The organism is Rossellomorea sp. y25 (genome assembly GCF_038049935.1).
Taxonomy (GTDB): domain Bacteria; phylum Bacillota; class Bacilli; order Bacillales; family Bacillaceae_B; genus Rossellomorea.
In genome coordinates this window covers 1860856-1886398 of sequence record NZ_CP145886.1, presented here as the reverse complement: position 1 = coordinate 1886398, position 25543 = coordinate 1860856, and the positions used below count along the sequence as shown (strand labels likewise).

Below are 25543 nucleotides of genomic sequence, written 5' to 3'. Positions count from 1 at the left end.
AAGGAAAAGGAAAGCATATTCATTCACATCAATTTGACCGATTATTCCAATAAAAAAAGGGCGACTTCGATGTGAATGGCACTCATACCCAAATCGGTTCAAAAGGAATAGATCCAGTTGCCGTTGAATGAGTCACATACATAAGTCAGCCCTTTTCATTTAATTTAGAGGTGGTTCTTCCGTATTCTCATTTTCACCTTGCTGTACTTGTTCTTCCGGGGTACTAAAGTTAACCACGAGAGGCTCTTCTTTTTCCACAGGTACTCCCGGTTGAATATTTTGACTGACGGCATAACCGTTCCCAACCATATTGATCTTCAGTCCAGCAAGATTTGCCACTTTAAAGACATCCCTTACAGACCATCCCTTCATATCAGGAATCGTGATGTCTCCATCGGTTTTGATCACAACTTTTTCCCCTTCAAGTATCGCACTTCCAGCTTGGGGCAGCTGCTTCTGAACCTCTGATCCGTTTCCAACAACAACGGGTGAAGCCCCTGCTTTTTTCAACTCTTCTTTAGCTTCTTCCACACTCATTTCTTTCGTATCAGGTAGAGACTGTTTTTTCAAACTCACTTTTTCCTGAGGTTTTATATTCAAGTATTTCAAGCTATTTTGCATGACAGGATTGAACACAGCCGCTACGGGATCCGAACCGATTTCAGTAGGTTCTAATTCGGGTTGTTGAATCCCTACATAGACAATTAGCTGAGGGTCATCAGCAGGTGCCATACCCATGAATGAAAATAGATAATTTTCTTTTCCGTACATATACCTTCCCGTTTCACGATCTGGTATTTGAGCCGTACCTGATTTTCCTGCAACGCTATAGCCTTCGATGGCAAAGCGGGTACCTGTGCCATTCTCAGATGTTACTGTTGATTCTAAGTATTCACGTACTTTTTCAGCAGACTCCTTTGTAATTGGGTTTCCAGCAACTTTTGGTTTTGTTTCTTCAACCACTTTCTTCGTATTCGGATCTACTATCTTCGAGATAACATAGGGCTGCATCATTTTCCCATCGTTCGCAATGGCCGATTCCGCTTGAATCATCTGCAGCGGGGTAACGGTTGTACCTTGTCCAAAGATCGTAGTGTATTTTTCAATCGGGTAATGATAAAGGATAGATCCAGAAGCCTCATGTGGTAACCCCACACCTGTTGGTTCTCCAAATCCAAAACTATTTAAATACCCTTCGAACTTCTTGAAACCGATTTTGTCCAGTAAATTCGCAAATGCCACATTGGAAGATCTTTGAACGCCTTCTAAATAAGAAATCGTCCCCCAACCTTCCCCTCCATTATGATCCCGGATAGGATTAGGAACATTATCAACATAATATTTACCAGATTCATAGGCTTCGTTCGGATTAAACTTCCCCTCATTTACAGCAGCAGCCAATGAAAATGCCTTCATAGTTGAACCCGGCTCAATCGTTTCCTCCACAATGAAGTTTGTCCAATTATCCAGTAGACCTTCTCTCGTGTCGGGATGAAAGGAAGGTCTTTGAGACATCGCAAGTATCTCTCCCGTTTTTGGATCAGATACGATCGCAAACATTTTCTTCGGTTTATATTTCTTTTGCACTTCATTCAGGGCTTCTTCTAAGAATGTTTGAACTTTCTTGTCAATCGTTAAGTAAATATCATTTCCATCCTGTGGTGATGTTACATGCTCATCTGCATTTGGTAATAAATACCCCCATACATCACTCTTATATTCCACTGAACCGTCCTTGCCACTTAACACATCATCAAAGCTTGCTTCCACACCCATTTTCCCTACGGTTTTGGAATCACCGTTATCCGAAGTGGACTTTTGCGCAAAACCAATAAGATGAGGCGCGAAGGAACCATTGGGATAAAATCGTTTCGCTTCTTTTCTGAATGTGATCCCAGGTATGTTTTCTTCTTTAATCTCCAGCATCATTTGATGAGTCAGGTCCCTACCAGCAGATCCAAATTCCACCTGATACGGCCCATCTTGATCGAGACGGTCATAAATTTCGCTCTCTTTCATATCAAGATATGGAGCCAGAGCCTTTGCTGTTTTCTCCGGATCTGTCACATGCTTAGGCTTTTTCGGATCACTCGTGATGCTGGGGTCTAAAATGGCCACGAGTGTATAGGCTGAAGTATCCTCGGCGATGACTTCACCTTTCCAGTCAAAAATCGTTCCCCTGTGAGCTTCTAAAATGTGACTTTTTATATATTTTTTTGCCGCTTGTGATGCCAGGACCTTACCTTCAGCTTCCCCGGTAACCTGAATCGTGACAAAGCGAACCATTAATACAAAAAAGAGCAAGCCGAAAATCCCGAAAAGGATGGCTGCCCCTATGTTCATGCTTGGTCTTTTTTTCATTATTGTTCAACAACCTTAACGTTCTTTTCTTTCAAATTAAGTCCAAGCTCTTTCGCTTTTTCAAGAATACGCTCATACGTACTAAGCTCACTTACTTGAAGCTTAAGATCATTATTTGCCTTTTCCTGCTTTTCAATGGTTGATTCAACATGCTGGACTTCTTTATTCACATCATAGATGGCAGCCTGTGTTGTCACAATCTGAACGGCTAAGAAGCAAAATACTGCTGCGAAAATCGCGACAAGGATCTTTTCCCCGGGTGTGATGACGGATCTTCTCTCTTCACTCAAGCGCTTTGGTTTGGCTTGAACGGATTGATTCTCAACTTTTTGCTGCTCGTAATTTCTGGCTAAGTTACTCAAAATTCTCCCTCCTGTTTCCTTCTATTTATATATTTTTTTCTGCGATTCTTAATTTAGCTGACCTAGCGCGATTATTTTCTTCTAATTCGTCATCACTAGGCAGGATCGGTTTTCTCGTTACAAGCTTAAGCTCTGCTTCATAACCTTCAGGAATAATCGGTAATCCCGGAGGCAGATCAGGTCCTGATGCCTTCTCCTTGAACATCGTTTTGCAAATGCGGTCTTCTAGGGAATGGAATGTAATCACGCTCACCCTTCCTCCCTTATGAAGAAGCTCTATCGCTTGTTCAAGTGAATCTTCAAAGGCCCCCAATTCATCATTCACGGCAATTCGTATGGCTTGGAAGACTCTCTTAGCAGGGTGACCACCTTTTCGTCTTGCAGGTGCAGGGATACCATCCTTAATGAGCTCGACAAGTTCACCCGTTGTTTCAATCGCCTTAATATCTCTTGCCGCTTCTATCTTTCTCGCTATTTGCTTTGAGAATTTCTCTTCTCCATATCGATAAAAAATCCGAACCAAATCTTCAAACGACCAATGATTAACCACATCATAAGCAGTTACTTCACCTTGCAAGTCCATTCTCATGTCGAGTGGAGCATCATGGTGATAACTGAACCCTCTTTCTGGAGTATCCAGTTGAGGCGATGATACACCCAGGTCGTATAGAATCCCATCCACACTATGTACTCCAAGTTGTTCAAGTTCTTCCTTTAGGTTTCGGAAGTTTGATTGAACGAATGTAACTCTATCCTGGTAGGATGAAAGCTTTTCTTTTGCGTGGTTGATGGCTGTTTCATCCTGATCGAAGCAATATAGATGCCCTTCCGGTGATAACTGGCTCACAAGATACTCGCTATGCCCTGCTCCACCCAGAGTACAATCTACATAAACTCCATTTTCTTTAATACTCAGACCATCCACCGTTTCTTTTAATAATACAGTTGTATGTTTAAACATGTTGACTTCACCTTTCCAATCGAACGTTTTGTGGGGGGTCAAATATCAAACCCTACCATATTCTCTGCAAGCTCAGCAAATGAATCTTCAGACTGTGTGAAATAGTCTTCCCATAATGATTTACTCCAAATCTCAATTCGATTGGAAACTCCTAAAATAATGCATTCTTTATCCAATTGTGCATAATTCACAAGTGTAGCAGGAATATTCACCCTACCTGTTTTGTCTAATTCACTCTCAGTCGCTCCCGAGAAGAAGAATCGAGTGAAGGCACGGGCGTCTTTCTTTGTCAGTGGTAGGGCTTTGAGCTTGTCTTCAAGAGCTCGCCACTCATCCATGGGATAACCAAATAAACATTGATCCAACCCTCGGGTAATGACAAATGAATCTCCGAGGTGATCACGGAACTTGGCAGGTACGATTAAACGGCCTTTATTATCAATGTTATGTTGATATTCGCCCATGAACATATGCACTGCCCCCACTTTCTAACACAAATGTACCACATCCCCCCACTTTTCTCCACTCTTTTATAAATTCTTTCCTTGCAAAATATTTCCTCTATTTTTCATTAGTCTTTTTCTCTCTTTTCCAGACAAGTTTTCACCGTTGAAATTTGTCTTTATTCAACGTAAAAAGGACCTAATTCGCAATATAAAACGAATTAGGTCCTTTAGTTTTTGTGCTTGTCGACTGGTAATATTGCATATTGTTTCCAATCAGATATATACCACTTTATGAGTTCCGTCAAAGGTGAAATCTTGAAGTGTCAGGTCTCTTACGAAGTTGGGTCCGTATTTGTTTAAGAAATAGAGAACATTCCACGTTCTTTCCTGCGGTCCTTCATTTGGCCTGATGCTGTTTTCCACCTTCATAAACTGATTAAAGGTTAATGAGTGCTTATCTTTCAGGGCTTTATCCACTTTGTTACGTAAATAATCGAACTGACTCAAGTGGAATTCAAGGTTCTTTTCAATTATCGGATGTAATCCTTGATCAATACTAAGCGCCTGTTCGCGAATTCTCTCATACTTACGCTGGAGTTCTTCCTGGATTTCTTGCATTTCCAACTTTAAAGCGGGACGCTCGAGGGATTTCCAAAAAGCATCACGAGCAGTAGAAACACCTTCCGTAATCACTCCATGGAGCGTCAATTGAAGGTCATGAATTCTCTTATCTATTTCACGTTCCACGATGGTAATATTTAATCTCGGGACGACCGGCGGCATTTTTAAATCTACAAGTTCAAAGGCTTTTTTCAATTCGCCCCAATAGGCAATTTCACCAGGTCCGGCAACAAATGCGAGAGTTGGAAATAACCATTCCTGCATCATAGGTCTCGTGACCACGTTATTACTGAATGATTCTGGACTTTCTTCCAGAATGGATAGCAGCTCCACACTCGAATAAGTTTTACCACTATTCTTTTCAAAGAACGTATTCCCTTCTCTTTCTAACAAAGCCCTTTCGTTCTTAAGTTGAATAAAGAGATTGGCAGCTGCAGGGGAAATGTCTAATTGAGTACTATATCCATTTTTGCGGATTTCTTCTTGTTGCTCAAACACCGCATCCGATATGGATTGACTGCTTTCAATCAAATGGTGAAAATGTCTTGATTCAAGCTTCCTTAGTAAAGGATAGGCAGAATCAATCACCAATAAGCCGAAATCTTTGAATAAGCTCATCACAAAGTGGGCAAAGAATCGAACAATATCCTCTTCTTCATCAATCATTTCAGTAAGTTCCGATGCCAGTTGTTTTGTATGCTGTGTTTCTCCCAGTATCATTAGTATATCATCAAGCCATTTCTTCATCACTGGTTTCGTATACGTAATATGAGAGGTCATTTTTTTCTCTAATACTCTCTCCGGATATCCTACCTTTTCAACCTTTGATCCGTTTTCTACGTATATATGATTGACTTCTTGATAATCATGATCTTCTCCTGCAATCCAAAAAACAGGAACCACAGGATGCTTTAACTCGGCTTCCTGCTGTCTGGCTAATTGAATGACAGAAATGATTTTATGTATCGTGTAGAGTGGGCCAGTCAGCAGACCTGCCTGTTGTCCGGCGATGACGGTTACGGCATTGTTTCTCAATTTCCCCAACGATTCTTCAACCTTTTCAGATGATGGCAATGACTTCATGTAAGAAGAAATACATTCTGCAAGATCTTCTCTCTGAAATTGTCTCGAATCTAAATCTTTCATGCGATCTGAATAGACTGAAGAACTGTTTACGTTATAGTGGAAAAAAGAAGTGACGGGCTCTTCTTGTTTTAAGTATTGAGAGGCAAACTGATTTATTGCTGGAATGTTTAAGCTTTCCAATTCCATTTGAATTACTCCTTTTCTAGCTCTTTATATCCTAACGATGAGTATATCATTCCACATTAAGAAAAGGAAAAAACTTGCCTGTTCTTTTTTCTAATATAATTCTAGGATACGGAGGACCAGTCCTGTAATCATTAACGTTATATAAGCCGTAAAGAATAACAGGAAGTTCATCCGCCAGAAACCTCTCAATACCTTAGGGTAATGGATTTCCCCCTTTGCCTTCCAATACATGATGGCAAATAGAACGCCAATGGAGCAAATTACAAGGAAAATAAGCCATAGGTAAGAAGTTTGCCAAATGGCAATGACAATAAAGTGAACAGAGACGATTAGTAGAAAAGTCGTAATATCAATCGCCAAATGAACAGCTTTCCGATGGTTCTTCATGATTTCTTTCGCTAGAATGAAACTGATGAAATATCCCAAAAATGGGATCATTACAAATATGGCAATGATGGTCGAAAAAATCGAAGCCATTTTATCCCCCCAGACCTTCTCTTTCAATTCCTTTAACTAATCTGTAAACGACATTCATGATGGGTACAAAATGGTGTTCTTTATGTGCTTTTTCAAGTAGAACGCCTAAGATAGACTCTATTTCTGTTTTCCTACCGGATTCAATGTCTTTTAACATGGAAGATCTGTTTTGGTATGTATTGGTGCAAATTTTTTCAACCGCTTCAAAGGAAATAATCCCTTCCATTTGTGGAAAGAGGCGAAGCAGTTCCTGGAATAAATCCATTTGTAATTGATGCAAGTGTGGGTTTTCAACCAGCTTCCCGTTCGTTAACCGGGTTAAAGCCGTTAGAGGGTTAATTAGTACATTTACAAATAGCTTGGTTAGGAGCATTTCCTCGAAGTCTTGTTTTAATAAAAATGGAAAGGAAGGAATGCTCTGTGATACTAATTCTTCCATAACTCCCCATTCTCCTTTAATTAAAGCGAGATTTGTCTTTCCGTCTCCTAAATGATGGAGAGTGTGGTCGTTTTCTTTCAAAGAGCCATGCTCTACCGAACCAGCAAGTAAATTTTGGTGGGGCAATGATTTCACCCAATCCAGGTGCCCAATACCATTTTGAAGGAATAGTAGTGGTTGACGCTTATCCATAAGCTCTAACACATTTTCCAAGGACTTTAAATCATATTCCTTTACTGCCACAATCACTAGGTCAAATTCCAAGGGAACTTCTGTAAGAAGATCCGAATGGACTTGTGTTGTGAATGAAGAGGTTTCCCTATGTACATTTATGCCATTCATTAACAGGGACTGAACCTGCCCTTCTCTCCTTACAAGGAGAGTGACATCAAACTTCTGGCCCAAATACCCTGCAAATAAAAGGCCGACTGCTCCTCCTCCAATGATTCCTATTTTCATAAAGACTCCTTATCGTACATGTTTTTAAGAATAGTTTACCAAATTTTCCGTAACTAGAAAACCATAGGCTAAAAGAATCAGTCAACGTTCGAAAGAAAGGGCCCGTCCCAAAGGAACGAGCCCTATCCAACAATCTAAACAGGATATACGGGATGTTTTCTCTCACTAAATTGAACTTCTTTGGTTTCATAGAGCTTATAACGTTGAATTAATACGGAACGCAACTCATTCGGTGCTGTAATTTCATCTACTATTAATTCCGATGCCAATTTATAAATATCGATATGCTCTTTATATTCCTTCTGCTTTTCCTGTACATACTGTATTCTCTCTTTTGGATCTTCGATAGCTTGTATCTTATTTGAATAAACAGCATTTACGGCTGCTTCCGGTCCCATTACTGCAATTTGTGCAGTAGGGAGGGCAATACAAACATCAGGATCAAAAGCTGGACCTGCCATTGCGTATAGACCGGCGCCGTATGCTTTTCTTACAATGACGGATATCTTCGTAACCGTTGCAGAGCTCATGGCAGCAATCAACTTTGCTCCATGGCGAATAATCCCGGCTCTCTCTACTTTTGTCCCGATCATAAACCCAGGTACATCTGCAAGGAATAATAAAGGAATATGGAAGGCATCACATAACTGGATGAATTTTGCCCCTTTGTCTGCAGAATCGTGGAAAAGTACTCCTCCCTTTACCTTTGGCTGATTGGCAATGATCCCCACCACTTTACCATCCATGCGGCCGAAGCCTGTGATCAATTCAGGTGCAAAGAGTTTTTTCATTTCAAAGAAGCTGCCTTCATCGATCAATGTATCGATGCAATCGTACATGTTAAAAGGCGCATTTTGATGTTCCGGGATAATGTCTTCTAACAGCTTCTCATGCTTAGGGGCAAGACCATCCTTGACGGCAGGCTTCTGTTGATAATTCGCTGGGAAATAACTTAAATATCTCTTCGCTTCTTCAATCGCTTCCTCTTCAGAAGCTGCAAGAAGATCTCCACACCCACTGACAGTGCAGTGCATTCTTGCACCACCCATTTCTTCAAGCGTTACCTTCTCACCGATCACTTTCTCTGCCATACGAGGAGAACCAAGATACATAGAGGCATTCCCATCCACCATGATCACTATGTCACAAAAAGCAGGGATATATGCCCCACCAGCTGCCGACGGACCAAAAAGAACACATATTTGCGGAACCATCCCTGACATTTTCACTTGATTGTGAAAAATCTTACCTGCCCCACGTCGATTAGGGAACATTTCTAACTGATCGGTAATACGGGCTCCGGCCGAATCCACTAAATAGAAGATAGGCACTTTCAAATTAAGGGCGGTTTCTTGTATTCGGATGATTTTCTCAACGGTTCTCGCTCCCCAGGATCCAGCTTTAACAGTGGAATCATTGGCCATTACACAAACGGTCTGTCCACCTACTTTACCGATTGCTGTTACAACGCCGTCAGCAGGTAAATCTTCTGCCTTATTGTTTGCAAACATACCATCTTCTTGATAATCCCCATTATCAAATAGTTGTTGAAGTCGATCTCGAACAAACATCTTTTTCTGTTCTTTCAATTTCTCATGATATTTCGGCTGACCACCCGAAGCAATCCTTTCTCTCTTTTCCTCGAGAGTGTTGATGATCGTTTTAGATGTCGACATAGTATCCCCTCCGTCGTTTTATGTAAATGCGTAAACAAGTCAGAGATGTTCATGCCATCTCTGACTTAACGTTTTCATACTCCCATTAACTTTCAATAACGAGTAATACATCTCCTTCATTAACGAAATCCCCTACACTAACCTTAATTTCCGAAACTTTCCCTCCCGCTTCGGCTTCAACGGGAATTTCCATTTTCATTGATTCAAGCATTAATACAGTATCTCCTACAGACACTTCTCCACCTTGTTCTACCAGTACATTTAAAACCGTTCCTGCCATTGATGATGTAATTTCCTTCATGATTGATTCCTCCAGTTTGTTCTCTTTTAGTTAAATTTTATCAGGGACTAACATCCCCCATTCTTTTTACGTGCGGTTGGCTGTCAAGAAGTCCTGTAGCCATTTCGTGGTGTAAGACCCTTTGATAAAGCCTTTATCTTCAATGATTTCCTTGAATAGAGTGACATTCGTTTTGACTCCTTCAATCGTTACCCCTTCAAAGAAGACCTTGGCTTTATGTAATGCATCTTGACGATCGTTTCCTTTGATGATGCATTTGGAAATCATCGGATCATAGAATGGAGTGACCTTGTTTCCTTCTTCATATCCGCTGTCGATTCGAACATCTTCTCCTTTTCCCCATCGCAAGGTCATTAACTGACCTGGAGACGGGTAAAACGTCTTCGGATCCTCGGCATAAACTCTAAACTCAATTGCATGACCCTTAACAGAGATTTCCTCCTGTTTGCATAGAGGAAGGGGCTCTCCGGAAGCTACTAAAAGCTGCCACTTCACTAAATCTAATCCCGTGATGGTTTCAGTGACCGGATGTTCTACTTGCAGTCGAGTATTCATTTCCAGAAAATAAAAATTTTCATCTACATCAACAATAAACTCAACTGTTCCAGCATTCGTATAGTTGACTGCCTTACCTGCCTGTACAGCAGCGGCAAACATCTTCTCCTTCGTTTCTTGAGAAAGCGCGGGAGAAGGTGATTCTTCTATCACTTTTTGATTTCTTCTTTGTACAGAACAATTCCGCTCAAAAAGATGCACCAAATTCCCATGATGATCTCCAAAGATTTGCACTTCGATGTGTCTCGCATTTTCAATACATTTCTCAAGAAAGACTTCCTCTTTCCCGAAATAGGCTTTAGCCCGGTTTTTAGTAGAATCGAAGCTTTGAACGAGCGCTTGCTCATTTTCACACCGGATCATTCCGATTCCCCCGCCTCCACCACTGGCCTTCAACATGACGGGATAGCCAATATCGCTTGCTACACGCTTGGCAGCATCAAGGGTTTCGACCCCTCCATCACTTCCTGGTACGACCGGTACAGACGCTTCATGCATCACTCTTCTAGCTTCCACCTTGTCGCCCATCTTTTCAATAATGTCATGAGCCGGCCCGATAAAGGTGATGCCTTCTTCTGCAACTCTTCTGGCAAAGTCTGCATTTTCTGATAGGAGACCATACCCGGGATGGATTCCATCCACTTTTTCCTTTTTTGCTACATCAAGTATATTGTCCACTACCAAGTATGAGCGATTCACTTGTGATTCACCTATGCGGTGTGCAATATCCGCTTCTTTAACGAAGGGCATATCCTGATCTGCATCGGAATAAACCGCGACTGTTTGAATGTTTAGTTGTTTACAGGTTTTAATAATTCTTGAAGCAATTTCTCCCCTATTTGCAATTAGAATCTTATGCACAATCTCTCCCCTTTCTTCATAGAACACATCTGTTCATATTACGAATTCTACAAAAATCGTCGAAATCCTTCTTCTTAATTGTAAACGTTTTCTTAATTAAGTGCAGAATTTTTTGTTTATTTGTTATATAATAATAATAAATACTTGCTTGATCATTAAATCCGTTGCAAACGGATTCATGATTCACCATGTTTTCCCATACTTATTTTTTAGCATTTTAGGAGGTAATACGATGGCAGTAAAAGTGGAGAAATTAAAAGTAAACTATAAAACTCTTGAAGAGTTTAAGAAATTTAAAGAATATGGTGTACAGGAATTATCCATGTTAGAAGACTTACAAGCCAACATCATTGAAAACGATAGCGAGTCACCTTTTTATGGAATTTACTTTGGCGATACCTTGGTTGCCAGAATGAGCTTGTACCAGCGCAATGCTCGTTTTGATCAGTACTTCGATCCTCCCCAAAATTACTTGGAACTATGGAAGCTAGAGGTATTACCAAAATATCAAAACAAAAACTACGGAAAAATGCTCGTAGAATTTGCAAAAAGCTTTGGTTTACCTATTAAAACAAATTCCCGTATTAAATCCCAGGGATTCTGGGAGAAAATGGGCTTCGAAGCCGTTACGTACGAAGTGGAAAGAGATTTAGGTGAAAATCCATACGTATGGTTCCCAGAAGGGGTCACAGAACAGAAAATCAGTTAAATACGAAAGCGGAGGCGGCTTGCCCAGAGGCGACAAGCATAAGGCGGACCTACCGGAAAGGCGCTCTTTCCCTTTTTGGTAGGTCTGCTTTATGACCTCGAGCCTCTAGCCGCCGTAGCTGGATGAATACGAAAGCGGAGGCGGCTTGCCCAGAGGCGACAAGCATAAGGCGGACCTACCGGAAAGGCGCTCTTTCCCTTTTTGGTAGGTCTGCCTTATGACCTCGAGCCTCTAGCCGCCGTAGCTGGATGAAAACGAAAGCGGAGGCGGCTTGCTCAGAGGCGAAAAGCTTACGAAAACCATTATCAATTAACTAAGATAGGCTGGCTAAATAAATTTATTTAGCCAGCCTATCTTTCTCTTCATTTATTCAACCGCTGAAGGTTGCCGTTTTTATCCATCTGAAACTTCACTTTGTCTTCATTTCCTTGCAAAAGAGCCATTTTCCTTGCTTTTTCAAAAATAGCTAATAATGACTTATGATCTTCTTCAAGAAGATTAAATTTTGCTTCATACTCTTTCAACTCAGCTTCAACCTCTTGAAGCCTTTCTTTCAAATAAGAGATTTGTCCATGAAGCTGAGTATTTTCATTCCGTACTTTTTCCCCGTTTCGAACGGCATCTTCAGCTTTTTGAAGATAATTTATCATACTCCCCATTGAAAACACTTCAGAAGCTTCAAGCTCTGGTGAACTCTCTACTTGCACTTCTTGATTTTCTTCATTTGCCTTACCTATTGGAGAGTCCTTTTTAGATTGCTTTCTTTGTTTTTTAGCAAGTTCGATTCCGGATTTATATTGTTTACGAACAAATGAGTTCCAACGAAAGCCGCAAGCCGCTGACGTTCTTGATAGTTTTCTTCCTACCTCTTCAAACGCTTGAAGCTGGGTACCACCTTCTCGTATATTGCGTAATACCACTTCCGCTAACAACACATCTTCATCTTGACTCCATGCATCCTGCCTATTTGAAGACATTTCCATCCCCCCTGTAAGATCCAGTTTATCCAATCATATGCTCTTACTAGAGAAGATAGAATCTGCACCACTATTTTTTTAATGCATACAAAAAGGAACCGGCTTTCTGGCACCGGTTCCTTTTTATTATGCTTTACCTATTTATTAAAGAATCTCTCCACTGCCTCGTGATGCTCATCACTTGCCCATAGCTTTGAACATTGGCTTATTTCCTTCATTATATTTTCTTCTACTCTTTTTCTATCCCATTTCCCAAGAAGTTGCTGCTTATATGCCCTCAAGACTCCCTCTGATTTCTGTGAGATCAATTTAATGAGGGGAATTTCATGGATTGGGACATTGGCATCGACTAGTTCATCTACAAACCCTATATCATAAAGGACTTCTGCTTCTTCCACCCTTGCTGTCATTAGCAGGGAAAGCGCATTAGACGCTGAAAGCCTTTCAAGAAGTAAGGTCCCACCTCCCCATCCTGTGGTAATGGCGAGATTCCCTTGAACGAATCCCATCTTAGTTGTTCTTTTGGCGATTCTAAAGTCACAAGCAGTGGCGATCTCACACCCTCCGCCAATCGCCGTTCCATTAATAAAAGCGATTGTAGGTTTTGGTAGGAAGGCTAGTTTCATAATGAGGCTGCCCATTTTACTGAGCATTCCATAACTTTCACTTTCTGTTTTAAGGTTATGAAATTGAGATAAATCTCCCCCGGAGCAAAAAGCCTGATCACCACTTCCAGTAATAAGCAGCGCTTTCACATGATCATTTTGAATACACTCATCTAGCGCTTTTTCGAGTCCTGCCATAATTTCATAACTCACTGCATTTCGTTTTTCCGGACGGTTGATGATAAACTGCAGAATCCCTTCTTCATTCATATGTATCATATATTCTCCCAAATCAGACCCTCCTTTCATACTTTTAGTGTATGGTTTTCTAAATGAGATGAACAGACATTTCTTTAAAATGACAATAAAAAAAGCGTGAAGAGCCATGGCCTCTTTCACGCTTTTTTTGCTGTAAACAATATTATTTGTTTACAACTTCTTTACCTTTATACGTTCCGCACTCTTTACAAACACGGTGTGCTAGTTTCATTTCACCACAGTTTGGGCATGCTACCATACCAGGTACACGTAGTTTGAAGTGTGTACGACGTTGTCTTTTTGCTGTTTTAGATGTTCTTCTAAAAGGTACTGCCATTCTTCCCACCTCCTTAAAAGAGATTCATACTCATTATGAAGCCAGTCGAACTGGTACTTCGCTTTTAAGATTTCTTGTTTTGATCAAGAAGTTTTGCTAACTCAGCGAGACGAGGATCAACTTTCTTCTCTTCCTCTTGTTCGACTTGATAAGCTTGTTCTTCCGTCAGAACTTCCCAGTTCTTACCTGAAGGCATCTCATCTTGTTCTCTCGCTTCATCACTGATTACTTGCATTGGAATCTCAAGTAATAGTAATTCTCTTATAGCAGGTTTTAAATCAATAACATCACCTTGAATACGATGTATTTCCTCTTCCTCATACTGATCATAATCAGTTTCATTTAGAAGATAGGTTTCAATCGTTTTAATGTCAACTGGTAAATCAACATCCACAAGGGTTCTTGAGCAAGGTAATACTAACTTTCCTTCTATATGAAGATGGAAGGTGACCCGGTTCGAACCGATATCTGCCTTTCCAGACACTCGAATAGGTGAGACTTCTATAATTTGGGGATCGATTTTTTTCAATTCATCCAAATTAATTGTTTCGTCAATGGAAAGTCCCTTGTCTCTAAATTTTTGTAATTGTATTATTGACCATTTCAATGTAATCACCTCAAGGCAACAAAGGTAATTATAGCTTTCATAATACCGTTTGTCAATATTTTTTCTTTACACTCTTTACAACCATAGTGTTGTAATTATAACGTTTAAATATAAGGACTTTCAAATATTTTATAATATTAGTTATGATTATGTCATAAAAGGAGAGAATCTATATCATTTCCATATATAATGAACTACATAGCAGATAGTTGTGACTTAGAAAGGATGTGGAGAATTTCATGAAAGCAACAGGAGTAATAGTAGAGTATAATCCCTTTCATAATGGCCATTTACATCATTTAAGGGAAACGAGAAGGGCAACAGGAGCTGATGTAGTGGTTGCGGTTATGAGTGGGCATTTCCTGCAACGTGGAGAGCCGGCACTGGTATCAAAATGGTCCCGCACCAAAATGGCTTTAGAAGCAGGGGTTGACGTTGTCATTGAGCTTCCCTATAGCTTTGCCACACAGCATGCTGAATTTTTTTCACGGGGAGCCATTTCACTCCTTGATGCCATCGGGTGTGAAAGCTTTTGTTTCGGCAGTGAAGATGGAGATATCGATACTTTCGAGAAAACGGTCCTATTCATCGAAGCGAATAGGAAGAAATACGATACATATATAAGTGAGTTCATCCAGGAAGGCACGAGCTATCCTTCTGCGTTGGCCAAAGCTTTCCAAATGCTCGGGAGCGGGGACTCGGTCATCGATCTAAGTAAGCCGAATAATATACTGGGATTTCATTATATGGAAGCAAGAAATCAGATTCACTCATCATTGAAAGCTTTCACCATCCCAAGGGAATCTGCTGGATACCATGATGAACATTTTTCTTCTCCTTCGATTGCGAGCGCTACAAGCATCAGGAAAAATATTTTCAGCAGTGAGGGTGATATCAAGATCGACTCTTATCTCCCCCCTACATCTGTTGATCAATTATCTCAGTACCAACTTGAGTACGGGGGATTCCATAGATGGGAAAATTATTGGACATTTTTGCAGTATAAGCTTCTTTCTTCGTGCAAAGAAGAACTGAAGGAGATATATGAAATAGAAGAAGGTATAGAGAATCGGATGATAGAGTTTGTTAAAAGCTCGGCTTCCTTTGAAGAATTCATGATGAAGCTTAAAACAAAACGATATACATGGACGCGTCTTCAACGAATGCTCCTTCATGTTTTAACCAATACAAATAAGGAAGAAATGCGAAGCAGACACAACTCCCCACGCCATATTCGCCTGCTTGGTATGAATAAAACTGGGAGGGAATTTATCCATTATCAGAAAAAAGCAATGCCTTTGCCTTTAATCAGCAAGCTTTCAAGTGCAAATCAAAAAGATATAGCTTTAGATGTCAGAGCGGCTGAAATTTATTCTTTAGGTTTAGAAAATGGGGCAGCCCGAAAAAAACTGCTTCATCTAGAATGGTCTCAACCGCCAATTATGATATAGAAATAGAAAGAGGCTGACAGAAGGCAGCCTCTTTGTTTATTTTTCTAATGTCTGTAAAAATGCTAATGCTTCATCAAATGTTTTCACAGGTATTACTTTCATGTCCGTACCAATGTCTTCAGCTGTTCTTTTGGCAGCAGTATAGTTCGATTCAAGATCAGGATATTTTTCTTTCATTTCCTTTGTAACCGTTTCATGGGGAGCAAGAAAATACTCTGCACCCGCTTTGTCAGCCGCAATGACCTTCTGCTCTATACCGCCAATGCGTCCAACTTCCCCGTTTTCGGAAATCGTCCCGGTTCCCGCAATAGAATGACCCTTCGTAATGTCATCCTTCGTTAGTTGATTATAAATCTCCAAGCTAAACATCAATCCTGCGGAAGGGCCACCAATCTCTTCAGTATCCAGTTCCACCGGTGGGTCTGTTTTGATGTCTTTATCGTCACTCAGCGTAATACCAAGACCTACTTTATCGGGCATATCAGGGAAAGCCTCCAAGGAAATCGTCTCCACCATTTCTTCCTTATCCCGAACGAAGGTAATCTTCACACTATCCCCACTTTTTTTCTTACTCACATATTCAATGAATTCCTCTGATGATTGAAATGCATTCCCATCAACGGCTGTAATACGATCACCAGGCATCAAAACTTCCTCGGCTGGCATCGACGGGTAAATATTTAAGACATAGATACCTTTATATGTGTATTCATAGGGTTTACCTGCTTTTTTGAAGGCCACTTCAATGGCATGGTTTTGAGAGTCGGCCATAAGGTGAAGTTGACGAAGATTATATTCCTCGTCACTTTCATGAGGACTTCTGATTTCTTCAACAGGAAATATATATTCGTATTTTTTTATGCTGGCAATAAGATAGGCATAGATATTTGCTCTACCCATCCTGACGGTTGTAAGCATTAATTCACCTTCATCCTCATATCCATCCTTCACTTCTACGATCGGATCCAGTTCATGTGCACCTCCCGGCTTCGTTACATAGAATGGAAGATAATAAAAGGATGTAGCAACCATAAAAATGGTCATGATGACTAAGGTTCTAATTAATGTTTTCGTTTTCATGTTCTTACTCCTTCCAATTATCTAAAACTTTCTGAATAGAAGGAATAACCTTCTTTGCCTCTTCCTCTCCCATATCTATAATTTCTTCAATATTTTTGAACGCTCTGGTACTGTACATTTCTACATGGGGTCTTATCATAAAGTCGGAGGCAAATTCCCTGTGTGCGACGATTTCTAGTTGAAGGATATCGATGCTTTGCATAATCACATCATAGATCGTTGTGATTTCTGCATTACGTTTCACATGAGATACATCGACTCCTATGACGATGTCGGCACCCATCTCTTTTACAACCGAAACGGGTACCCGGTCAATGACTCCTCCGTCCACGAGTAAACGGCCGTTTATTCTTTCAGGTACAAATATACCTGGAATCGCAATACTTGCCCGAACCGCACTTGAAACAGGTCCCGTCGTAAATACCACTTTTTCACCATTTGTTATGTCTGTAGCGACTACACTTACGGGGATGTTTAAATCTTCAATATTTTTATTATGTGTAAAAAGCCGAATGAATTCTCTTATCCGTTTACCCGAAATAAATCCCATCTTCGGAACGGTAAAGTCTAAATAATATTTTCTTCTGAAGGTGGTAGAAAGCTTGTAAAGGTCTTCCATCTTATGCCCTACCCCATAAAAGCAGCCGACCAAAGCACCCATACTGCTTCCTGCTATCATATCAATCGGAATCTTCGCATCATCAAATGCCTTTAACACGCCTAAATGTGCAAAACCTCTTGCCCCACCCGAGCCGAGGGCTAATCCAATTTTCGGTCTCTCCATGCCCTTCCCCCTTTTCCCGAGTTATCGGTACATTTCATCATATGGTCTATTTCAATTATGTATGAGTATATTGAATAATATGAGGACAAGTTGAATTAATCCCATTTTATCATTCTTTTCCCATTTCACAAGGAATTGATATAGAAGGAACTTATTTCATAAGAGGGGGAAGTCCGGTTGTTCAAATCGAAAATCAAAACCTTGGCTTTATCCATAAGCGTGACGGTGTTTGCGGTATCTCTCATCATAATGCCCGGAGAATCTCTTGAGGCGTCCATACGTGGATTAGATATGTGGTGGGAGATCGTTTTCCCTTCCTTACTGCCATTTTTTATCGTGTCTGAAATGTTGATTGGATTTGGGGTGGTCAGGTTTATCGGGGTCATTCTGGAGCCCTTGATGAGGCCATTATTTCGGGTCCCCGGAGTCGGAGGGTTTGTGTGGGCAATGGGAATGGCATCCGGGTTTCCATCGGGAGCCAAATTGACGGCTCGCCTGAGACAAGAAGAACAAATCACCAAACTGGAAGCAGAGCGCCTTGTTTCCTTCACGAACTCTTCCAATCCTTTATTCATATTTGGAGCTGTGTCAGTCGGCTTCTTTCAAAACGCTACCCTTGGCATTGTTTTAGCTGCCGCTCATTATATTGGAAACATCTGTGTAGGTGTCGTCATGAGGTTCTATGGTGGAAAAGAAAAGGAAGAAATGAGGAATCGCTCTCCCAGAAAAAAGGGCTTTATCATTCGGGAAGCCTTTTCTGCCCTTCATCGCACAAGACTGCAAGATAAGCGCCCTATAGGTAAACTCTTGGGAGATGCTGTCACCTCTTCTATTCAAACCTTACTAATGATCGGTGGTTTCATTATCTTATTTTCGGTCATTAATAAAATGCTTTACCATCTTCACATTACGACCTTTTTTGCAGAAGGGTTGTCAACTTTATTTATTCTGCTTCAATTACCAGAGCAATTAAGTATTCCTTTTATATCCGGCTTATTTGAAATTACGTTAGGCTCAAAACTGACAAGTGGAGTAAATGAAGCCACTCTCCTTCAGCAAGCCATTATTACAAGCTTTATATTAGGGTTCAGTGGATTTAGTGTCCAAGCACAAGTGGCAAGCATATTAGCCGAAACCGATATACGGTTCAAACCTTTTTTCTATGCCCGTTTTGTTCACGGAATAGCCGCGTCCATCACGACCATCCTGATTTGGAAGCCGATATATGAGAGATTTTCCGATGAGCAGCTCTCAAATGCCATACCCGTATTCGCAATGAAGAATAATGCATTCTGGACGGAAATGCTATATTGGTTTAAGACTGCAGGACCAGTGATCACGATTTTCAGTTTGATTCTCTATATCGTTCTGTATGCAAGAAGACAAGTGTATAAATAAAGAAAGGGGTTGATCCTTTTGCCTATGCCGGTTTACTTTTCACATCATGTGTAAGTTAAGGTTTAGACACCTGGATCAACCCTGTTTAATTATTCAGGCTTATTTAATTCATTATATTTTTCCTTTAACGATTCTTCCACACGCTTCGGGACTAATTCCGAAATGTTACCTCCATACTTAGCCACTTCTTTTACAATACTCGAGCTCAAGAAAGAGTATTGATTATTCGTCATGATAAAGAACGTCTCGATATCATCTTCTAAAACCCTGTTCATGGACGTGATCTGCATCTCATATTCAAAATCTGATACCGCACGCAACCCTCTAATAATCGCTTTCGCATTCACTTTTTTTGCGTAATCTACTAAAAGCCCTTGAAAGGAATCGACCACTACATTTGGAATGTCCCCGGTAACCTCACGAATCAATTCAATTCTTTCATCTACAGAGAATAGAGGTTTTTTAGAAGAGTTATTTAAGACCACTACATAAATTTGATCGAAAACCTTTGCGCCTCGTGTAATAATATCTAAATGTCCATATGTAATGGGATCAAAGCTTCCCGGACAAACTGCTATGCTCGTCATCTTTTTACCCCCAGTATATTTAGTATCTTCAATCATTTTCCTTCGAAAAAATGGAGATCCTTATGATTCCATACGTTTCTTCCCTTACTTTCTTCAAGCCCCCGGCTCTGTCTTCCAATGTAATATCCGAGCCATGTTCACACATGACGTAACCGCTTTCATTTAGAAGATTGTGCTCATCGATGAATTCCAAGAGGTGTTGAAGCTTCTGCTGTTTATAAGGAGGATCCAAGAAAATATAATCAAAGGTTAACTCTCTTTTTAAAATCGCCTTTAATGCCCTCGTTGCTTCATTCCGATACACTTCGCTCTGGTCCATTAAGTCACAATCCTGGAGGTTTGCCTTAATGGTTTGAAATGCTTTTGCATCACGGTCTACGAATATAACAGAATCAAGCCCCCGACTTAGAGCTTCTATTCCTAGTCCACCGCTTCCTGCAAACAAATCCAATCCTGATCCCCCTTCAAAGTAGGGACCTAACATATTAAATATAGACTCTTTCACCTTATCTGTTGTCGGCCGTGTTCCACTACCAGGAACAGCTTTCAACGGTCTACCTTTTAACGTACCTGATATTACTCTCATAATCATCCACCATATATGTATTTTTTCTTCACTATCCTATCATATCTCGACAGATATCGCTACATACTGAAATTGTTCCAAAAATGTATAAAATCATTTTGATAGGTGATAATGGAAGTAACAGCATCCTAACTGATGTTGTTGCCAACCGCGGAGAAGACTTACGATTCCCCATAAGTTCTTCCTCCGGTTTCTCCTCTCCCTTTGCCTTCTTTCCAGAAATGGATATAGAAGGACCCTGCAGAATTTCTGCAGGGCTTTTTACATTTCTTCTTTAATTTCGATTGAATTTCCTTTATTCACCACTTTTACATTAAACAATTTCTCAAACCAGTGAACATCCATATAAATGGAGCCTCCAACCGTTTGCACAGGCTTCGTTAATAAGCCGTAATTTTCTTCATTATAAATAAAATAATCTTCATTCACATAAAACCTGAATGTATTTCCGTTTATCGATGTGAAAAATACGTTGGGCTGAATCTCTTTTATATCCAGTCCAAGAGCCCTCACTGCTTGTGGAAATTGAATTAACTCTTTCTGTTTATAAGAAATGTAAGACAGGTTATGGGATTTCTTATTGATGAACACCGGGTGATCGTTTTTAAGAACCATTGGGACATTCTTTCTTCCTTTTGCACTTTCATTAAAAAATGTAGATTCAAAGCCTGTAACCGCTCCTAAAATCATATCTAATTTTAATGCATCGACCGATTTTGTCTTTTCCCCTTCAATTCTTCGCTTAAATGCATCCAATTGGGAGGAGGTTAGTCCTTCAATTAATTCCTTATACGCCCATGCGGAATTTGAAGTGTGCGGTTGTTTTTTTAAGATGATGCCAACAATAAACTCTTTGAGCCAAACCTCTTCATCAGTGGAAGCATACTGTTGATACAGTAAGCCGCCTTTCACATCATCCAGGAGCTCCTCTTCAGCTGTGTTCCTCACAATCAAATATGGAGATTGATAGGGCTTTATTTTGTTCGTCATGATGACGGTCACAAATCCTTCAAAGGAACTCAGGGAAGCCATACCGATATCTTTGATGACCGTCGTGTCGTACAACATTCTCACTGTAGATGATTTTTTTTCTAACATCGTCTCTTCTGTCCAATATAAAGCGGAAGGCTCACTTCCACCGCTGAAGGAATAGTAATCAATATATTTCATTTTTTTATGGCTGGCAGATTTATATCCTGTTATCCATTTTCCAGTCCTGAAGCTCTTTTCTGTTATTTGAATATCCGTATTTATTGTAAAAACAGAGGAAAGTGTGGGATGCCAATCTTTTACTAACATTACTTCTGCATTAAGTGGCTGTTCGAATGTATAGGTAATCGTGATCTCCTGTAGGTCATCATAGAGATTACTTAATAAGAATTCCCCGTCTTCTTTTGTGAAACAATCTTCCCCTCTGTCATTGACACATAAAAAATCCCTTGCATGATCTGGCCACTCAATTGATATACGTTCAGGGATCGATGATAAAAAATGAATGGTTTGAGTAACAATGAATTCGTCTCCCGTATGCGTAATGGAATAAGACTGATTCACCTTTACTGCACCGGACTCTTCGGCACTTTCCGTCGTAAACCCCATCCATTGAAAGAAAAGAATGCTAAAACTAATCAGTACCATAAGTAGACCAAATGTAAATAGAATGCGTTTCATACCATACTCCTTAACTCCGTCTGCTACATAAAGAATAGCAGATTCCAGCAGCTAATTGTGGAATATTTTAAGGATATTGCCATTTATTCATACAATATCCAGATCTTTACTGTCTGTAAGAAAAGGGGAGTCGCCTAAATGATCGCTCAGTAAATGATTCCATTCACTTTTATCGACCAAACCATTACCGATAAGAGTTTCTTGTAAACCTTCAAGAGTAGAGTTTTGCAGTTCATTTTCTTCTATGAGGGATAAGATTCCGTGAGCCGCCAGTGTGGATAGGATCGCTGACACTATAAAAGAATCACTATTCTTTATCTCAACAATCTCTTTCCTTTCAAGCCTCCCACCCATTACATACAAACATGATAACCCCAGGACGATAAAAAGAAATAACCATACCATCACGATCACCCCTATAAGTTATTTTAGAATCTTTACTTATGACTATATGTTTGAAATAATAAGGAATTGATAAACTCGGTAAGAAAAGGAGATTGAATGAATGATTCAACGTTTTATAGAATTAGGAGAAGGATATTCAGATATTTATGAACTAATGGAGCTAGCAAAAGCTAATAAAGAACGATTACAGCATATGATGACATTTCATACAATTGTAAAGAATCGGGCCGTTTCATCCCTGGCTCTTGTGATGAAACCTACAGAACAGGGGAAATTCCAAGCAATCTATGTGTGCAGGGAAGGAATTCCAAACCCGAACATCACACCGAACCAGCGCTACTCCCTTTTTGAAGAAACAGCTAAGGAATTAGACAAGGTCATTATCCAAATGGATGTTAAACCATCCACTTTATATCCAGAAAAGGCATTGTACTATCAACATCTGATTGCGATACTGCGCTTGAATCATTATATACTGCCTTTACAATAAGGTATGTTAATCGTGCAGCTTTTTGAACGGGGAGCTATTCATACTTAAGAAAAAAGCTGCCAAAACAACAGTCTTTGGCAGCAAACATTAAAATCCCATTTTGTAATCATATTCCTTCGCCTTATCGGGGCGGGAATTTTCAAAAACAGACTTAATAAATGGCTTAAATGAAGGATCTACTTTTTTCACATATGAATAGGTAGCTATTCGTTCCATTACAGAGTCAATTTCATCCTGATTACAATAAAGTACAACATATTTCATTTTCTTTGAAACATAGTGAACATTCCCAAATCGTCTCAGGGACTTGGCATGCTTCAAACTATGTAACCAAACAACTAAACCTTGTCTCTCTGTTAACATATAGTTTCCCCTCTAGGAATCACTTTTTTATAAGTCTAGCATAATAATGTGGGGGTAAGCAATATGTAATGGTCTTAACTTACATTAAATAAGCGTACAGTGAATACTACATAATGAAGTAGAAAACGGAGGGCCACCATGGACTTAAATGTGATTTGGGACTTTTTTATCGATCAGCTTCGACAAGAAGACGGGATTGAGGATGCCCGTGTAAAATGGAGCGCAGGCATTCCATTCATCTATATACAATCCAATAAAGAGAAAAGCGACATCGAGTACTCCATTAAAAAGTGGTCGGCTAGAGCGATGCGGGGAAAGAGATTGCATTCTGATACGATCTTTTTCAGGGAAGAAGAATCAATATATGTATATCGCCACCGGTTTTATGTTCCCCAGGAAAAGATGTTTTGCTGCGGGAACCTCTGCGTGGATTGTGTTCGGTTAAGGCAGTAATAAAAGAAGAGCGGACACATCGCCCGCTCTTCTTTCGACTTGTTTACGCTGAACAGCCGCAGCTTCCGCCAGAACCGCAGCCTCCCCCGCAGGATCCTCCGCTTGAGAAGAAAGGATTCCCTGAAGGAACCTTTACATTTTTAGATACGGAATGGCCGATTAGCAGGCTCACCTGATCAAGGAGATCTTGCAGCTCGTTTTCCACTCTTCTGAACTCCGCTACATTCTCATCAAGGTCCATTTCTCTTTTCACTTCACGGATTTCCTTCATGATGGTTTTGTAGTCCGGGTGGTAACGTCCGAAGCGTTGAACTTCTTCGTAACTTTCTTTCATTCGCGAAAAGGTTTGTATTTTTCGTTGAGTTTCAGAATTGTTGCGAAGTTTATATAAAGACTTACGATAATTTTCTGCCACATCAGATTCTAAAATCCACTGAGATAATTCGTCAGCTGAATCCAATATTTCCATTCTTTCTATAGTAGCAAGCATAATGCTCACCTCCGTAAAGTCATTTTAACATGTTTCACGAAAGGAAGCGAATATGCAAATTGATTTATTAGACTTGCTCACTTAATGAAATGCTGGGCTCATTCATCCTAAAGAAAAAAACGCCGTGAAATAGTTTTCACGGCGGCAGATCCATAAACACTATTGAATCGTCACATAAAACTGCTTTTTCATCCCTAAAGGTTTGTTATTCGTCCCTACTATTTCCACGTTGAGAAGATGTACACCTTTTGGTAACCCTTTTACAACAAAGGCAGCTGTATGATACTCCTTATACAAATTCCCTGTATTTGAACGAACGACAATCTTCCCTTTTTTCGCTCCGCTTTTTTCAGAAGTGAAAGTTACATTGGGAACGATACATTCAATATATACTTGACTTCCTTGTACCATATGTTTGATGGAAAGAGGCTTTTGCTCAGTGTTCGCTGCTTCAACTTTTTTAGTGAACGTAAAGCTTTCTGGTTCTGGCATTTTTTCCTTACAGCCACTTAATACAATAAGTAACGCAATGGATAGAAAAATGATTTTCTTCATCGTGTACACCACTCCTTACTAATAGCCTTGCCCAATCCACACGAATTTTACTCAAAATAATTGATAGGTGTTTGTGATGAAGTATGATGCAGAGCCATTTACCAACCTCAAAAAAAATAGCACCTCAACTATCGGCACTATTCATTGATTGAAACATACTGATCATCATGGAAGCCATTTGGACTCCGTTTGAGAATTTTTGTACGCGATGAGGAATCGTCTTTTGAAAATGGTTGATGGACGCTATTTCGAATTTCTCTAATTCATTGGGATTTCGAGAAAGTGTACGATACCACTGTGGCTGATCCCTTAAAAATAATTTCAGATCTTCTTTGGCATAAATATACTCAATAATGTCTGCTCGCATTATTAATCACCCTCCTAATCTTTCCGGAATGAAAATGGATGGGAGGGTTTAGATGGTGTTTCAGTTTTCGTTGCCGTTCCTGATCCCCTATTGTTATTTGACTGAAATTGACTAAGTACCCCTTGCACGGCTCCCAAGGCTTCACTTAAGTTGTTAATATGTTGTTGCAATTGATTAGCGTCCATTTTTTTCACCATATCTCCAACTTGATCCATCCAGCCGCTTTTACTTCCCTGGTTGGTTGGGGTTGATTCTTTCGCAGCTTCGTCTTTATACTTATCCCACCTTGTATCATCTTCCCCCAGTAAGTACCAGTCTTCAAAGAGATCCTGCCAATTGGCATCACCATTCCGCACATCTTTCACAATTTTCGGATGCTTTCTCACAAATCCTTTAAACTCTTTTACCTTAGGGTGTAATGATTTACCCATTTTATGAACACCTCCATTACAGGCATCTACCTACTATACTTTATGAAGGATCGAAAAGAATGGTGATACATTCCTTTTTGTAGTAATATTTACAAGTATATAGTGATGATTTTCAACAAACAGTTTCCAAGGACAGGCGGCTGTGAAT

The 25543-nt window shown here is 40.1% G+C and carries 30 protein-coding genes; 5 read left to right on the top strand and 25 right to left on the bottom strand.

All coding sequences use genetic code 11. From position 1 onward, the window contains the following. Window positions 1-159: 159 nt before the first annotated feature. The 10 genes from AAEM60_RS09440 to AAEM60_RS09395 form a co-directional block, all read right to left on the bottom strand. A complete protein-coding gene (locus AAEM60_RS09440; protein WP_299740670.1) occupies window positions 160-2361 on the bottom strand; it encodes a penicillin-binding protein in 2202 nt (733 codons plus the stop codon). Further along, a complete protein-coding gene (gene ftsL, locus AAEM60_RS09435; RefSeq protein WP_299740668.1) occupies window positions 2361-2723 on the bottom strand; it encodes a cell division protein FtsL in 363 nt (120 codons plus the stop codon). Before ftsL ends, AAEM60_RS09440 begins: the two co-directional genes overlap by 1 nt. Window positions 2724-2748: 25 nt before the next feature. Then, on the bottom strand, window positions 2749-3684 hold the full coding sequence (rsmH, locus tag AAEM60_RS09430; RefSeq protein WP_299740666.1) for a 16S rRNA (cytosine(1402)-N(4))-methyltransferase RsmH: 936 nt from the start codon (window positions 3682-3684) through the stop codon (window positions 2749-2751). 38 nt (window positions 3685-3722) lie between these two features. Further along, window positions 3723-4154: a division/cell wall cluster transcriptional repressor MraZ gene (gene mraZ, locus AAEM60_RS09425; protein ID WP_148968656.1), complete on the bottom strand. Its 432-nt coding sequence runs from the start codon at window positions 4152-4154 to the stop codon at window positions 3723-3725. 249 nt (window positions 4155-4403) lie between these two features. Next, on the bottom strand, window positions 4404-6023 hold the full coding sequence (bshC, locus tag AAEM60_RS09420; protein WP_341357852.1) for a bacillithiol biosynthesis cysteine-adding enzyme BshC: 1620 nt from the start codon (window positions 6021-6023) through the stop codon (window positions 4404-4406). Between the two features lie 90 nt (window positions 6024-6113). Beyond that, entirely contained in the window at window positions 6114-6500 is a 387-nt protein-coding gene (locus AAEM60_RS09415; protein WP_299740660.1) for a DUF3397 domain-containing protein, read from the bottom strand. Between the two features lies 1 nt (window position 6501). Next, entirely contained in the window at window positions 6502-7398 is an 897-nt protein-coding gene (locus AAEM60_RS09410; RefSeq protein WP_299740658.1) for a 2-dehydropantoate 2-reductase, read from the bottom strand. 134 nt (window positions 7399-7532) lie between these two features. Continuing rightward, complete coding sequence (locus tag AAEM60_RS09405; protein ID WP_299740656.1) at window positions 7533-9074, bottom strand: acyl-CoA carboxylase subunit beta; 1542 nt, start codon at window positions 9072-9074, stop codon at window positions 7533-7535. A gap of 85 nt (window positions 9075-9159) precedes the next feature. Continuing rightward, window positions 9160-9375, bottom strand: coding sequence for a biotin/lipoyl-binding carrier protein (locus AAEM60_RS09400; RefSeq protein ID WP_299740654.1), 216 nt, complete (start codon window positions 9373-9375; stop codon window positions 9160-9162). A gap of 66 nt (window positions 9376-9441) precedes the next feature. After that, entirely contained in the window at window positions 9442-10791 is a 1350-nt protein-coding gene (locus AAEM60_RS09395; RefSeq protein ID WP_299740652.1) for an acetyl-CoA carboxylase biotin carboxylase subunit, read from the bottom strand. Between the two features lie 232 nt (window positions 10792-11023). Between AAEM60_RS09395 and AAEM60_RS09390 the strand changes: the two genes are divergently transcribed. Next, window positions 11024-11500, top strand: coding sequence for an N-acetyltransferase (locus AAEM60_RS09390; RefSeq protein WP_299740650.1), 477 nt, complete (start codon window positions 11024-11026; stop codon window positions 11498-11500). A 362-nt stretch (window positions 11501-11862) separates the two neighbouring features. Here the strand turns inward: AAEM60_RS09390 and AAEM60_RS09385 are convergent, their stop codons facing one another. From AAEM60_RS09385 to AAEM60_RS09370, 4 genes are all read right to left on the bottom strand, one after another. Then, window positions 11863-12477 carry an RsfA family transcriptional regulator gene (locus AAEM60_RS09385; RefSeq protein ID WP_299740649.1) on the bottom strand — a complete coding sequence of 205 codons (615 nt, stop codon included), beginning with the start codon at window positions 12475-12477 and terminating at the stop codon, window positions 11863-11865. Window positions 12478-12614: 137 nt separating this feature from the next. Continuing rightward, on the bottom strand, window positions 12615-13373 hold the full coding sequence (locus tag AAEM60_RS09380; RefSeq protein WP_299740647.1) for an enoyl-CoA hydratase/isomerase family protein: 759 nt from the start codon (window positions 13371-13373) through the stop codon (window positions 12615-12617). A 130-nt stretch (window positions 13374-13503) separates the two neighbouring features. Further along, window positions 13504-13677 carry a 50S ribosomal protein L32 gene (gene rpmF / locus AAEM60_RS09375; RefSeq protein WP_044337494.1) on the bottom strand — a complete coding sequence of 58 codons (174 nt, stop codon included), beginning with the start codon at window positions 13675-13677 and terminating at the stop codon, window positions 13504-13506. 64 nt (window positions 13678-13741) lie between these two features. Next, on the bottom strand, window positions 13742-14284 hold the full coding sequence (locus AAEM60_RS09370; protein ID WP_299740644.1) for a YceD family protein: 543 nt from the start codon (window positions 14282-14284) through the stop codon (window positions 13742-13744). 239 nt (window positions 14285-14523) lie between these two features. Between AAEM60_RS09370 and AAEM60_RS09365 the strand changes: the two genes are divergently transcribed. Then, window positions 14524-15735, top strand: a complete 1212-nt coding sequence (locus tag AAEM60_RS09365; RefSeq protein ID WP_299740642.1) for a nucleotidyltransferase — start codon at window positions 14524-14526, stop codon at window positions 15733-15735. A 36-nt stretch (window positions 15736-15771) separates the two neighbouring features. Here the strand turns inward: AAEM60_RS09365 and AAEM60_RS09360 are convergent, their stop codons facing one another. After that, on the bottom strand, window positions 15772-16815 hold the full coding sequence (locus AAEM60_RS09360; RefSeq protein ID WP_299740640.1) for a SepM family pheromone-processing serine protease: 1044 nt from the start codon (window positions 16813-16815) through the stop codon (window positions 15772-15774). A gap of 4 nt (window positions 16816-16819) precedes the next feature. Then, window positions 16820-17599 (bottom strand): patatin-like phospholipase family protein, encoded by a 780-nt coding sequence (locus tag AAEM60_RS09355; RefSeq protein WP_299740638.1) that lies wholly within the window; start codon window positions 17597-17599, stop codon window positions 16820-16822. Window positions 17600-17776: 177 nt separating this feature from the next. Between AAEM60_RS09355 and ylbJ the strand changes: the two genes are divergently transcribed. After that, window positions 17777-18997, top strand: a complete 1221-nt coding sequence (gene ylbJ / locus AAEM60_RS09350; RefSeq protein ID WP_341357851.1) for a sporulation integral membrane protein YlbJ — start codon at window positions 17777-17779, stop codon at window positions 18995-18997. 89 nt (window positions 18998-19086) lie between these two features. Here ylbJ and coaD read toward each other — a convergent pair whose 3' ends face one another. The 4 genes from coaD to AAEM60_RS09330 all read right to left on the bottom strand — a co-directional run bounded on the left by coaD (window position 19087) and on the right by AAEM60_RS09330 (window position 22246). After that, on the bottom strand, window positions 19087-19584 hold the full coding sequence (gene coaD / locus AAEM60_RS09345; protein WP_299740633.1) for a pantetheine-phosphate adenylyltransferase: 498 nt from the start codon (window positions 19582-19584) through the stop codon (window positions 19087-19089). 28 nt (window positions 19585-19612) lie between these two features. After that, the gene (rsmD, locus tag AAEM60_RS09340) at window positions 19613-20170 is read right to left on the bottom strand and encodes a 16S rRNA (guanine(966)-N(2))-methyltransferase RsmD (protein ID WP_341357850.1); all 558 of its coding nucleotides are present in this window, start codon (window positions 20168-20170) and stop codon (window positions 19613-19615) included. Between the two features lie 261 nt (window positions 20171-20431). Further along, window positions 20432-21841: a hypothetical protein gene (locus AAEM60_RS09335; protein WP_299740629.1), complete on the bottom strand. Its 1410-nt coding sequence runs from the start codon at window positions 21839-21841 to the stop codon at window positions 20432-20434. A gap of 87 nt (window positions 21842-21928) precedes the next feature. Further along, window positions 21929-22246: a hypothetical protein gene (locus AAEM60_RS09330; RefSeq protein ID WP_341357849.1), complete on the bottom strand. Its 318-nt coding sequence runs from the start codon at window positions 22244-22246 to the stop codon at window positions 21929-21931. A gap of 100 nt (window positions 22247-22346) precedes the next feature. On the opposite strand from AAEM60_RS09330, the gene AAEM60_RS09325 reads away from it, so the two are divergent. Then, window positions 22347-22736, top strand: a complete 390-nt coding sequence (locus tag AAEM60_RS09325; protein WP_299740625.1) for a methylthioribose kinase — start codon at window positions 22347-22349, stop codon at window positions 22734-22736. Window positions 22737-22823: 87 nt separating this feature from the next. Here the strand turns inward: AAEM60_RS09325 and AAEM60_RS09320 are convergent, their stop codons facing one another. Further along, the gene (locus AAEM60_RS09320) at window positions 22824-23099 is read right to left on the bottom strand and encodes a YlbG family protein (RefSeq protein ID WP_299740623.1); all 276 of its coding nucleotides are present in this window, start codon (window positions 23097-23099) and stop codon (window positions 22824-22826) included. A 138-nt stretch (window positions 23100-23237) separates the two neighbouring features. Here AAEM60_RS09320 and AAEM60_RS09315 point away from each other — a divergent pair, with 138 nt between their 5' ends. Then, the gene (locus AAEM60_RS09315; protein WP_299740621.1) at window positions 23238-23552 is read left to right on the top strand and encodes a hypothetical protein; all 315 of its coding nucleotides are present in this window, start codon (window positions 23238-23240) and stop codon (window positions 23550-23552) included. A gap of 43 nt (window positions 23553-23595) precedes the next feature. On the opposite strand, the gene AAEM60_RS09310 is transcribed toward AAEM60_RS09315, so the two are convergent. The 4 genes from AAEM60_RS09310 to AAEM60_RS09295 form a co-directional block, all read right to left on the bottom strand. Beyond that, the gene (locus AAEM60_RS09310) at window positions 23596-24042 is read right to left on the bottom strand and encodes a YlbF family regulator (RefSeq protein WP_299740619.1); all 447 of its coding nucleotides are present in this window, start codon (window positions 24040-24042) and stop codon (window positions 23596-23598) included. Window positions 24043-24201: 159 nt separating this feature from the next. Next, window positions 24202-24597, bottom strand: coding sequence for a hypothetical protein (locus tag AAEM60_RS09305; RefSeq protein ID WP_052504421.1), 396 nt, complete (start codon window positions 24595-24597; stop codon window positions 24202-24204). Window positions 24598-24721: 124 nt separating this feature from the next. Further along, a complete protein-coding gene (locus AAEM60_RS09300; protein ID WP_044337507.1) occupies window positions 24722-24964 on the bottom strand; it encodes a YlbE-like family protein in 243 nt (80 codons plus the stop codon). 14 nt (window positions 24965-24978) lie between these two features. Further along, window positions 24979-25395: a YlbD family protein gene (locus AAEM60_RS09295; protein WP_299740613.1), complete on the bottom strand. Its 417-nt coding sequence runs from the start codon at window positions 25393-25395 to the stop codon at window positions 24979-24981. Window positions 25396-25543: the final 148 nt, after the last annotated feature.

Coding starts and splice junctions, on each gene's coding strand:
- AAEM60_RS09440 (WP_299740670.1), bottom strand. CDS start 2,361: ATGAAAAAAAGACCAAGCATGAACATAGGGGCAGCCATCCTTTTCGGG.
- rsmH (WP_299740666.1), bottom strand. CDS start 3,684: ATGTTTAAACATACAACTGTATTATTAAAAGAAACGGTGGATGGTCTG.
- mraZ (WP_148968656.1), bottom strand. CDS start 4,154: ATGTTCATGGGCGAATATCAACATAACATTGATAATAAAGGCCGTTTA.
- bshC (WP_341357852.1), bottom strand. CDS start 6,023: ATGGAATTGGAAAGCTTAAACATTCCAGCAATAAATCAGTTTGCCTCT.
- AAEM60_RS09415 (WP_299740660.1), bottom strand. CDS start 6,500: ATGGCTTCGATTTTTTCGACCATCATTGCCATATTTGTAATGATCCCA.
- AAEM60_RS09410 (WP_299740658.1), bottom strand. CDS start 7,398: ATGAAAATAGGAATCATTGGAGGAGGAGCAGTCGGCCTTTTATTTGCA.
- AAEM60_RS09405 (WP_299740656.1), bottom strand. CDS start 9,074: ATGTCGACATCTAAAACGATCATCAACACTCTCGAGGAAAAGAGAGAA.
- AAEM60_RS09400 (WP_299740654.1), bottom strand. CDS start 9,375: ATGAAGGAAATTACATCATCAATGGCAGGAACGGTTTTAAATGTACTG.
- AAEM60_RS09390 (WP_299740650.1), top strand. CDS start 11,024: ATGGCAGTAAAAGTGGAGAAATTAAAAGTAAACTATAAAACTCTTGAA.
- AAEM60_RS09385 (WP_299740649.1), bottom strand. CDS start 12,477: ATGTCTTCAAATAGGCAGGATGCATGGAGTCAAGATGAAGATGTGTTG.
- rpmF (WP_044337494.1), bottom strand. CDS start 13,677: ATGGCAGTACCTTTTAGAAGAACATCTAAAACAGCAAAAAGACAACGT.
- AAEM60_RS09365 (WP_299740642.1), top strand. CDS start 14,524: ATGAAAGCAACAGGAGTAATAGTAGAGTATAATCCCTTTCATAATGGC.
- AAEM60_RS09360 (WP_299740640.1), bottom strand. CDS start 16,815: ATGAAAACGAAAACATTAATTAGAACCTTAGTCATCATGACCATTTTT.
- AAEM60_RS09355 (WP_299740638.1), bottom strand. CDS start 17,599: ATGGAGAGACCGAAAATTGGATTAGCCCTCGGCTCGGGTGGGGCAAGA.
- coaD (WP_299740633.1), bottom strand. CDS start 19,584: ATGACGAGCATAGCAGTTTGTCCGGGAAGCTTTGATCCCATTACATAT.
- rsmD (WP_341357850.1), bottom strand. CDS start 20,170: ATGAGAGTAATATCAGGTACGTTAAAAGGTAGACCGTTGAAAGCTGTT.
- AAEM60_RS09335 (WP_299740629.1), bottom strand. CDS start 21,841: ATGAAACGCATTCTATTTACATTTGGTCTACTTATGGTACTGATTAGT.
- AAEM60_RS09330 (WP_341357849.1), bottom strand. CDS start 22,246: ATGGTATGGTTATTTCTTTTTATCGTCCTGGGGTTATCATGTTTGTAT.
- AAEM60_RS09325 (WP_299740625.1), top strand. CDS start 22,347: ATGATTCAACGTTTTATAGAATTAGGAGAAGGATATTCAGATATTTAT.
- AAEM60_RS09320 (WP_299740623.1), bottom strand. CDS start 23,099: ATGTTAACAGAGAGACAAGGTTTAGTTGTTTGGTTACATAGTTTGAAG.
- AAEM60_RS09315 (WP_299740621.1), top strand. CDS start 23,238: ATGGACTTAAATGTGATTTGGGACTTTTTTATCGATCAGCTTCGACAA.
- AAEM60_RS09310 (WP_299740619.1), bottom strand. CDS start 24,042: ATGCTTGCTACTATAGAAAGAATGGAAATATTGGATTCAGCTGACGAA.
- AAEM60_RS09305 (WP_052504421.1), bottom strand. CDS start 24,597: ATGAAGAAAATCATTTTTCTATCCATTGCGTTACTTATTGTATTAAGT.
- AAEM60_RS09300 (WP_044337507.1), bottom strand. CDS start 24,964: ATGCGAGCAGACATTATTGAGTATATTTATGCCAAAGAAGATCTGAAA.
- AAEM60_RS09295 (WP_299740613.1), bottom strand. CDS start 25,395: ATGGGTAAATCATTACACCCTAAGGTAAAAGAGTTTAAAGGATTTGTG.